The organism is Mesorhizobium sp. M1A.F.Ca.IN.020.04.1.1 (assembly GCF_003997315.1).
Classification (GTDB): Bacteria; Pseudomonadota; Alphaproteobacteria; order Rhizobiales; family Rhizobiaceae; genus Mesorhizobium.
In genome coordinates this window covers 1-9,718 of sequence record NZ_RZSN01000196.1, presented here as the reverse complement: position 1 = coordinate 9,718, position 9,718 = coordinate 1, and the positions used below count along the sequence as shown (strand labels likewise).

Sequence of the window (9,718 nt, the reverse complement as noted above, 5' to 3'; positions counted from 1 at the left end):
GGCACCATCATCGTGCGCGACGACGGCGCCGGCCCGATGATCGTCGGCACCGGCGTCACTGCTGTCGGCGGCCGGCCGCACGCCGAGACCGAGGCGCTGGCCGAGGCCGGCGAACTGGCCCGCGGCGCCACCGCCTATGTGACGCTTGAGCCCTGCGCCCATCACGGCCGCACGCCGCCTTGCGCCACCGCGCTGGTCAATGCCGGCATTGCGCGCGTCGTCGGCGCCGCGAGCGATCCCGATCCGCGCGTTTCCGGCAAGGGTTACGCCATGCTGCGCGCCGCCGGCATCGAGGTCGTGGAGAAGGTGCTCGCCACAGAGGCCGCCGAGCAGATGGCCGGCTATCTGATTCGATCTTTGAAGAAACGTCCCGAAGTGACGCTGAAGCTTGCGCTTTCGAGCGACGGCAAGATCGGCCGGAAAGGCGCAGGCCAGGTCGCCATCACGGGTGAGATCGCCAGGCGCGAAGTCTATCTTATGCGCGCGGAGGCCGACGCTATCCTCGTCGGCATCGGCACTGCGCTGGAGGACGACCCGGCGCTGACCGTGCGCCTGCCGGGGTTGGAGAACCGCTCCCCGGCTCGCATCATCCTCGATCGCCAGATCCGGCTGCCGGAGTCGTCGAAGCTCGTTTCCGGGGTGGATCGTGTCCCGCTCTATGTCGCGGCATGCGCCGAGGCCGACCCGCAGCGGCGGGCTGCGCTCGAACGCGCGGGCGTGCACTTCATCGGCACTGAAACTTACGAGAGCGAAGTAGCCCTGCCGGAACTGCTCGAGGATATTGCAGCCCTCGGCATGGCGAGCGTGGTGGTCGAAGGCGGCGCCAAGGTAGCCGAGGCCTTCCTGGCGGAAGACCTCGTTGACCGCATCGTCCTGTTCCAGGGACCGGAGGCGATCGGCGAGGATGGTATCGCCTCGCCGATCGACGCTGCGCATATCCCGCCGGGTTTCCGCAAATTGCGTGCGATGCGCTTCGGCGAGGACAGCTATGCCGAGTGGGTAAGACCATGATCCCAAAAAGTGGGAAATGGTTTTCGGATAAGAGCATGGTCAAACTGGAAGACACGATCTGATGTTTACGGGAATCGTTACGGATGTCGGCACTGTCGCTTCGGTGAAGCCGCTCAGCGAAGGCGTCGGCCTGCGCATCGACACGGCCTATGACCCGGAAACGATCGCGATCGGCGCTTCGATTTCCTGCGGCGGCGTCTGCCTGACCGTGACGGCGCTGCCCGAGAACGGCTCGAACGCGCGCTGGTTTGAGGTCGAAGCCTGGGAAGAGGCGCTCAGGCTGACGACTGCATCCGGTTGGAAATCGGGCACCAGGATCAATCTCGAACGGGCGCTGAAGATCGGCGACGAGCTCGGTGGCCATATCGTCTCCGGCCATGTCGACGGCACGGCGGAAATCGTGGAGCGCAGGGAAGAGGGCGATGCCGTGCGCTTCACGCTGGAGGCGCCGCGTCACCTGGCGAAGTTCATCGCGCCGAAAGGCTCCGTCGCGCTCGACGGCACCTCGCTTACCGTCAACAAGGTCGAAGCTACGCGCTTCGATGTGCTTCTGATCCAGCACTCGCTGAGCGTCACCACCTGGGGCGAGCGCCAGGCTGGCGACCGCGTCAACATCGAGATCGATACCATGGCCCGTTATGCCGCGCGCTTAGCCGAGGCGGCGAAACAGGGGCTTTGAGCGCAGCCGAGGGGTTCCGGGGGGCGGCGCGGATCGCTGAGGTGCCAGGTCGCGCCGGCGCCTCAGCCTCCCTTCTCGGACTGAAGCTTGAGCGGGGTGATCGGCACCCTCGAGCACCGATCTCGATCCTCGAGGCTTCGCCTGCTAGCTGAAGAAAGCCCCGGAAGATCGCGATGCTTGGGATCTGGGCCTGTCGGGAGATGCTGGACCTGTGTCGGGCGGCAATCTTGTGCTTGCGATCGATCCGGCTTCGGCCTAAGTCACCGGCAACCCCCCCGGAGACGTTTATGGCAGGCATATCCCAACACGGCAAAGCGTTCATTCGTCCGCAGGCGAAGGCGCATCTGCTTATCGTCGAGGCGCGTTTCCACGACGACCTCGCCGACGCGCTGCTCGAAGGCGCGACCAGCGCGCTGGACGAGGCCGGCGCCACCTATGACGTCGTGACTGTTCCTGGCTCGCTCGAAATTCCGGCCGTCATCACCTTCGCGCTGGACGGTGCCGGCGAGGGCGGCGTACACTATGACGGCTTCGTCGCGCTCGGCACCATCATCCGTGGCGACACCTATCATTTCGACATCGTCGCCAATGAATCGAGCCGTGCGCTGATGGATCTTTCCGTGCAGGAAGCGGTCGCGATCGGCAACGGCATCCTGACCACCGAAAACGATGCGCAGGCCTGGACGCGGGCCAAGCGCACCGAAGGCGACAAGGGCGGCTTTGCCGCCCGCGCGGCGCTGACCATGATCGCGCTCAAAGAGAAATTCGGAGCCCAATCGTGAGCGATCCTGCCCAGACCGGTGCGGCGCGCCATGCCAACAAGCGCGGTGCCGCCCGTCTTGCCGCCGTCCAGGCGCTCTACCAGATGGACGTGGCCGGCAGCGGTGTTTTCGAGATCACCGCCGAATACGAGGCCTTCCGCCTCGGCAAGGAAGTCGACGGCGCACTTTATCGCGAGGCCGACCCGCAGTGGTTCCGCGCCATCCTGACCGGCGTCGTCGAGAACCAGAAGACCATCGATCCGATCATCCGCCAGGCGCTGACTGACGACTGGCCGCTGTCGCGGCTGGACTCGACGCTGCGCGCCATCCTGCGCGCCGGCGTCTATGAGCTGATGAAGCGCGAGGACGTGCCCGTGGCCGTGATCGTGTCGGAATATGTCGACATCGCCAAGGCCTTCTACGAGGAAGACGAGCCGAAGCTGGTCAACGCCCTGCTCGACCGTGTCTCGCGCCGGGTACGGGGCGAGGGTCGCGGCAAGGACGCATCGTGACCGCCACGGCAGTCGTCGCTGACGCCGGCAGGGAAGCGCGCCGCACGGCAGTGCTCCTCGCGGCCGCGCAGGCGATCGTCGGTTCCGCCGCGCCGATCGCCATTTCCATCGGCGCGCTTGCCGGCCAATATCTGCTCGGCCCCGACAAGTCTCTGGCGACGGCGCCGGTCACCGGCTTCAACCTTGGAGTTGCGCTCGGCGCCCTGCCGGCGGCCGCCATCATCCGCCGGCTCGGCCATCGCGGCGGCTTCATGACCGGCACCATCGTCACCGCCCTCGGCGGGCTGATCGCGACGCTCGCGCTCTTTCAGGCGAGCTTCTGGCTGTTCGCCTTTGGCCTAGGCGTGATCGGTGTCGGCGGCGCCTTCGTGCAGCAGTTCCGCTTCGCCGCCGCCGACAACGCGCCGCCGCAATTCAAGGCGCGCGCCATCTCCTTCGTGCTGGCTGGCGGCATCGTCACCGCCATCCTCGGGCCTCAGATCGTCATCTACACCGGCGACCTTCTGGCCCCGGTGATGTTTGCCGGATCCTTCGCCTCCATCCTGGTGCTGGCCGCCATAGGCGCGATTATCCTTTCCTTCCTGCATACGTCCAGGCGGACGAGCAGCGCCGCCGAAGCCGCCGCAAGCGACGCACGTCCGCTGGTCGAGATCGCCACCCAACCCCGTTTCGTCGCGGCGCTGTTCTGCGCCGTAGGCAGCTATGCGCTGATGAGCTTCGTCATGACCGGCGCGCCGCTCGCCATGGTCGGCTGCGGTCTTTCGACCGACGATGCCACGCTTGGCATCTCCTGGCACGTTATGGCGATGTTCGGGCCGAGCTTCTTCACCGGTTCGCTGATCCACCGCTTCGGCGCCGAGCGCATCGTCGCCATTGGGTTGGTGCTGCTCATCGCCTGCGCAGTGGTGGCGCTCTCAGGCCTTGCGCTATGGCAGTTCTGGACCGCGCTGATCCTGCTCGGCCTCGGCTGGAATTTCGGTTTCATCGGCGCGACCGCCATGGTCGCCGCGAGCTACCATCCATCCGAAAAAGGCAAGGTGCAGGGCTTCCACGACTTCGTCCTGTTCGGCTCCGTCGCCTTCGCCTCGCTGATGTCGGGCGCGGTCTACAATGCCTGGGGCTGGACCATGCTGAACTGGATCGTGTTCCCGGTCGTTGTGCTCTGCTTCCTGGCGCTCGGCACCCTGAAGCTGCCGGGCTTGCGCCGCGCCGACTGACATTGCGCCGTTTGCCGGCGCGCAATCGATCTAAATGCACGGCGGCCCCTGCCGGTGAGTCGCGGCGTTCGTCTTTCCGGCGAAAGCCGGGCAAAAACCGAACAATATCTTGACGTTCCCAGCCCTGTTTCGCATACACCTTAGTCAAGGGGTGGATTCCGTGTGCGGCGTTCATCTCCGTCCCAACGGCCCAGGGAGGGGTTCTTCTGGGCCATCAATCGAGGAAAATTCGGCAATGACCATCATTACCGCCGTCATCGCCTGCGGCTTGCTGTCAGTCCTGTACGCCATCTGGGCGACACGATCGGTCCTGGCGTCCGATCAGGGCAACCAGCGCATGCAGGAAATCTCCGCCGCCATTCGCGAAGGTGCTCAAGCCTATCTGGCGCGCCAGTACACCACCATCGCCGTCGTCGGCATCGTCGTGCTTCTTCTCGCCTGGTGGCTGCTCTCCATCACCTCCGCGATCGGCTTCCTGATCGGCGCCGTGCTTTCGGGCGCTGCCGGCTTCATCGGCATGCATGTCTCGGTGCGTGCCAATGTCCGCACCGCGCAGGCCGCTTCCAACAGCCTGGCCGCCGGCCTCGACATCGCCTTCAAGTCGGGCGCCATCACCGGCCTGCTGGTGGCGGGCCTGGCGCTGCTCGGCGTCTCCATCTATTACCTCATCCTGACCGGCCCAATGGGCCTGCAGCCAAACGACCGCATCGTCATCGACGCGCTGGTCTCGCTCGGCTTCGGGGCCTCGCTGATCTCGATCTTCGCCCGTCTCGGCGGCGGCATCTTCACCAAGGGCGCCGACGTCGGCGGCGACCTCGTCGGCAAGGTGGAAGCCGGCATTCCGGAGGACGATCCGCGCAACCCGGCCACCATCGCCGACAATGTCGGCGACAATGTCGGCGACTGCGCCGGCATGGCCGCCGACCTGTTCGAGACCTATGCGGTGACGGTCGTCGCCACCATGGTTCTGGCCGCAATCTTCTTCGGCGGCACTGCAGTGCTGGGCGCCGCCATGCTCTATCCGCTCGCCATTTGCGGCGCCTGCATCCTGACCTCGATCGTCGGCACCTTCTTCGTCAAGCTCGGCTCCAACGGCTCGATCATGGGCGCCCTCTACAAGGGGCTGATCGTCACCGGCCTGCTGTCGATCGTCGGCCTGGCCGTCGCTACTTCGGCCACTCTCGGTTGGGGAGAGGTCGGCACCGTCGCCGGCATCGTCATCACCGGCAAGAACCTGTTCATCTGCGGCCTGATCGGTCTTCTGGTGACCGGCCTCATCGTGGTGATCACCGAATACTACACCGGCACCAACAAGCGCCCGGTGAATTCGATCGCCCAGGCCTCGGTGACCGGCCACGGCACCAACGTCATCCAGGGCCTCGCGGTCTCCTTGGAATCGACGGCGCTGCCGGCCATCGTCATCGTCGGCGGCATCATCGCCACCTACCAGCTTGGCGGCCTGTTCGGAACTGCGATCGCCGTCACCACCATGCTCGGTCTCGCCGGCATGATCGTGGCGCTCGACGCCTTCGGCCCGGTCACCGACAATGCCGGCGGCATCGCCGAAATGTCGGGCCTGCCCAAGGAAGTGCGCCACTCCACCGACGCGCTCGACGCGGTCGGCAACACCACCAAGGCCGTGACCAAGGGCTATGCCATCGGCTCCGCCGGCCTCGGCGCGCTGGTGTTGTTCGCCGCCTATTCGAACGACCTCAGGTTCTTTGCCGCCAATGGCGACAAGTACCCGTACTTCCAGGGCATGGGCGAGATCTCCTTCGACCTTTCCAACCCGTATGTCGTTGCCGGCCTGATCTTCGGCGGCCTCATTCCGTATCTGTTCGGCGGCATCGCCATGACCGCCGTCGGCCGCGCGGCGGGCTCGATCGTCGAGGAAGTGCGCAAGCAGTTCCGCGAGGACAAGGGCATCATGGCCGGGACCTCGAAACCGAACTACGCGCGCGCCGTCGACCTGCTGACCCGGGCAGCGATCCGGGAAATGATCATCCCGTCGCTGCTGCCGGTGCTGGCGCCGCTCGTCGTCTATTTCGGCGTGCTCCTGATCTCGGGCTCGAAGGCCTCGGCCTTCGCGGCCCTTGGCGCCTCGCTGCTCGGCGTCATCGTCAACGGCCTCTTCGTCGCCGTCTCGATGACCTCCGGCGGCGGCGCCTGGGACAACGCCAAGAAGTCGTTCGAGGACGGCTTTACCGACAAGAATGGCGTCAAGCACCTGAAGGGCTCCGAGGCTCATAAGGCCTCGGTCACCGGCGACACCGTCGGCGATCCCTACAAGGACACCGCCGGCCCGGCGGTCAATCCGGCGATCAAGATCACCAATATCGTGGCGCTGCTGCTCCTGGCCGTGCTCGCGCACGGCTGAGCCACATTCTTTCTGCACCAAGTGACCCGCGGGAGCGATCCCGCGGGTTTTGTTTACGGCCAAGCCGTTTCGGCGAAACAAAAAACCCGCCGAAGCGGATTCGGCGGGTCTTGGTCCGTGGACGTCGCTGACAGCGAACTCAGGGCGTGCCGCCGCCCGGGATCCCGGGCGCCAGCTTGCTGGCGCCGTTGATGATCTGGCTGAGGAAGTTCTGGTCCTTGCCGCCCGTCGGCGTCGTCCTCGAGATGAAGTCGAAGACCTTGCCGTCCTTCAGGCCGTAATTGGCGATCTGGGCGACGCGGCCGTCGGCGCCGAAATAGACCGCCAGCACGTGCTGGTCGACGATGCGCGGGTTGTCGAAGGCGACGTAGCGCTTGCGCGTCTGCGAGATATAATAGAACGCCTCGTTGTCGAAGGTCGCCGTCGTCGACGGCGTGCCCAGCGCAAGAAGAACCTGCTCGCGACTCGATCCGACCGGCACCGAGTCGATCGCCGCCTGGTCGATGACGTAGCCTTTCGTCAGCGTCTCGCTCGGACGCAGATCACCGAACATCTTGGACGAATTGCAGGCGGAAAGCGCGGATACCGCCACCAGCAGAGTGGCCACGCCCGCCCGCACAGGCATGAAAAACGACTTGAATTTCAGCGCACCCAACAACAATTCTCCATCACATCCCCGCAGCTTGCGCTGGGCCGCAAAACCGGTAAACCAGCTTGCATGCCGATGCAACAAGGCCAAATCAAACAAAAGGTCCCCGGGAGACCACCCTCAATGTTCCAGCGCCTTTTTGGTCGCGAACGTCACGCCAACCGCGCCATCACCGAGGCGCTCTACGCACAAATCGTGGCGGCGGCGCGGCAAACGGTGTTTTATTCCGACTGGAATGTGCCGGATACGCCGCTCGGCCGCTTCGAGATGCTGTCGCTCCATATGTACCTGATCCAGCACCGGCTGCGCGGCGAGGGCGGAGCCGCGGCCGAGATCGCTCAGGTGCTGATCGACGAGTTCTTCCTCGATGTCGACCATTCGCTGAGGGAACTCGGCATCAGCGATGTCGGCGTGCCGAAGCGCATGAAGAAGCTGGCAAAGATGTTCTATGGCCGCACTGCGGCCTACGACGAAGCCTTGCGGGACGACGACGGCGCGGCGCTTGCCGTGGCGCTCGCCCGCAATGTCAGGCCCGATGCCGGCGAATGGCCTGAGGCGTCGCTGCTGGCGAATTATGTTAGCGCGGCGACCGGGCAGCTTGCCGCTCAGCCGACCGAATCGATCATGGCTGGCGCCGTCGCGTTCCCGGTCGCCGGAGCCAGCTGAAGGAGGCGAGAATGAAGCACGCCGAACCGCAGAGCCCCGTATCCTTTGTCGCCAATGTCGCCCGCCTGCCGCAAAAGGGTTTGCCGGTTGCAATCGAGGCCGACGAAAGGCAGCGCACTGCGCTTGCCGCCGAACATGACCTGCTTTCCGTCGAGAGCTATCGCGCCGAGCTCTTGGTGGCGTCCTGGAAACGCAACGGCGTCAAGGTCAGCGGCCGCGTCGAAGCCGACATCACCCAGGCCTGCATCGTCACACTCGATCCGGTCGCGGCTCACATCGACGAGCCCGTCGAGGCGCTGTTCTTGCCGGAGCAGTCGAAACTCGGACGCGAAGGCTTCGACGGCGGCGGCGAGATCGTCCTCGACGCCGACGGGCCCGACAGCCCGGAAACTTTTTCCGGCGACACCATCGATGTCGGGGCGCTCGCCGAGCAGTTTTTCGGCCTGGCGATCGACCCTTATCCGCGCAAGCCCGGCGCCTCGCTCGAGGGCGCGGGTGACGATCAGCCCGAGGAAAGCGAATTCCAGAAAAAGCTGCGCTCGCTGCTCGGAAAATCCTGAAGGCGGCCTGGATTTTGGAAAAGTTGGTTGTGCGGCAGCCCAAAACCGCTATTTTCGCCGAACCTTCGCGAGCCCCCTTACCTCGGCAGGCGCCCGCCGCTAGCCAGGCAAACCGTGAGAAAAACACCGCGTGATCAGGATTTCCATCGATGCCATGGGCGGGGATCACGGACCAGGCGTCGTCATCCCCGCGCTGATGACGGTCGCCATCCGCCGCCCTGACATCCGTTTCGTCATCTATGGCCGCGAGGACGCTGTGCGTCCCGAACTGGCCAAGTTTCCCAAGCTCGCCGAGGTGAGCGAGTTCGTCCATTGCGAGATCGCTGTCAGGATGGACGACAAACCGAGCCAGGCGCTGCGCCACGGCCGCTGGAAATCGTCGATGTGGAAAGCGGTCGAGGCGGTGAAGAACGGCGCCGCGCAGGCCTGCATCTCGGCCGGCAACACCGGCGCGTTGATGGCGATGTCGAAATTCTGCCTGCGCACCATGGCCACCATCGACCGCCCGGCGATCGCGGCGCTTTGGCCGACGACGCGCGGCGAGAGCGTGGTGCTCGATGTCGGCGCCACCATCGGTGCGGATGCGCATCAGCTCGTCGATTTCGCCATCTTGGGCACCGGAATGGCGCGCTCGGTGTTCGGTATCGAGCGGCCGAGCGTCGGCCTGCTCAATGTCGGTGTCGAGGAGATCAAGGGCCAGGAGGAAGTCAAGGAGGCCGGGCGCATGCTGCGCGAGGCCAACATGGCCTCGATGAACTATCGCGGCTTCGTCGAGGGCGACGACATCGGCAAGGGCACGGTCGACGTGGTCGTCACCGAGGGCTTTGCCGGCAACATCGCACTTAAGACCGCCGAGGGCACGGCAAGGCAGATCGCGGGCTATTTGCGGGCCGCCATGAGCCGCACGCTGATGGCCAGGATCGGCTACGTGTTTGCCAAAGGTGCCTTCGACCGGCTGCGCGAAAAGATGGATGTCGGCCGCTCCAATGGCGGCGTCTTTCTGGGCCTGAACGGCATTGTGGTGAAGAGCCATGGCGGTGCCGATTCGGATGGCTTTGCCGCGGCGATCGAGCTCGGCTACGACATGGTGCGCAACAATCTGCTTGACCGGATCGAGGCCGATCTCGATCTGTTCCATGCGCGCAATCCGACTGCCCAGGCAAACAGGAAATCCGGCGTCGCCGTCGAGGCCGAGGAATAGGAACGAACCTTGATCAGATCAGTTGTGCGCGGCAGCGGTGCCGCGCACAACTGATCTGATCAAGGTTCGTTCCTATTCCTCGGCC

10 protein-coding genes are annotated in these 9,718 nt (G+C 65.1%); 9 read left to right on the top strand and 1 reads right to left on the bottom strand.

The annotated features are described in order from the left end of the window. The 6 genes from ribD to EOA49_RS27220 form a co-directional block, all read left to right on the top strand. Positions 1-1,011: bifunctional diaminohydroxyphosphoribosylaminopyrimidine deaminase/5-amino-6-(5-phosphoribosylamino)uracil reductase RibD (gene ribD / locus EOA49_RS27245; protein WP_127243457.1), on the top strand; the 1,011-nt coding region annotated here is incomplete at its 5' end. A 61-nt stretch (positions 1,012-1,072) separates the two neighbouring features. Then, a complete protein-coding gene (locus tag EOA49_RS27240) occupies positions 1,073-1,690 on the top strand; it encodes a riboflavin synthase (protein WP_095801276.1) in 618 nt (205 codons plus the stop codon). 287 nt (positions 1,691-1,977) lie between these two features. Next, the gene (gene ribH, locus EOA49_RS27235) at positions 1,978-2,472 is read left to right on the top strand and encodes a 6,7-dimethyl-8-ribityllumazine synthase (RefSeq protein WP_067000738.1); all 495 of its coding nucleotides are present in this window, start codon (positions 1,978-1,980) and stop codon (positions 2,470-2,472) included. Then, positions 2,469-2,963, top strand: coding sequence for a transcription antitermination factor NusB (gene nusB, locus EOA49_RS27230; RefSeq protein WP_095824739.1), 495 nt, complete (start codon positions 2,469-2,471; stop codon positions 2,961-2,963). Before ribH ends, nusB begins: the two co-directional genes overlap by 4 nt. Then, the gene (locus EOA49_RS27225; RefSeq protein ID WP_127241758.1) at positions 2,960-4,180 is read left to right on the top strand and encodes an MFS transporter; all 1,221 of its coding nucleotides are present in this window, start codon (positions 2,960-2,962) and stop codon (positions 4,178-4,180) included. Before nusB ends, EOA49_RS27225 begins: the two co-directional genes overlap by 4 nt. A 235-nt stretch (positions 4,181-4,415) precedes the next feature. Further along, positions 4,416-6,557 (top strand): sodium-translocating pyrophosphatase, encoded by a 2,142-nt coding sequence (locus tag EOA49_RS27220; protein ID WP_067330052.1) that lies wholly within the window; start codon positions 4,416-4,418, stop codon positions 6,555-6,557. A 139-nt stretch (positions 6,558-6,696) separates the two neighbouring features. Here the strand turns inward: EOA49_RS27220 and EOA49_RS27215 are convergent, their stop codons facing one another. Further along, on the bottom strand, positions 6,697-7,212 hold the full coding sequence (locus EOA49_RS27215) for an outer membrane protein assembly factor BamE (protein ID WP_127241759.1): 516 nt from the start codon (positions 7,210-7,212) through the stop codon (positions 6,697-6,699). 117 nt (positions 7,213-7,329) lie between these two features. Between EOA49_RS27215 and EOA49_RS27210 the strand changes: the two genes are divergently transcribed. The 3 genes from EOA49_RS27210 (at position 7,330) to plsX (ending at position 9,633) form a co-directional block, all read left to right on the top strand. Then, on the top strand, positions 7,330-7,872 hold the full coding sequence (locus tag EOA49_RS27210; protein WP_127243456.1) for a ubiquinol-cytochrome C chaperone family protein: 543 nt from the start codon (positions 7,330-7,332) through the stop codon (positions 7,870-7,872). Between the two features lie 11 nt (positions 7,873-7,883). Further along, the gene (locus EOA49_RS27205; protein WP_067000755.1) at positions 7,884-8,432 is read left to right on the top strand and encodes a DUF177 domain-containing protein; all 549 of its coding nucleotides are present in this window, start codon (positions 7,884-7,886) and stop codon (positions 8,430-8,432) included. Positions 8,433-8,562: 130 nt separating this feature from the next. Beyond that, positions 8,563-9,633: a phosphate acyltransferase PlsX gene (plsX, locus tag EOA49_RS27200; RefSeq protein WP_067000757.1), complete on the top strand. Its 1,071-nt coding sequence runs from the start codon at positions 8,563-8,565 to the stop codon at positions 9,631-9,633. Positions 9,634-9,718 lie beyond the last annotated feature (85 nt).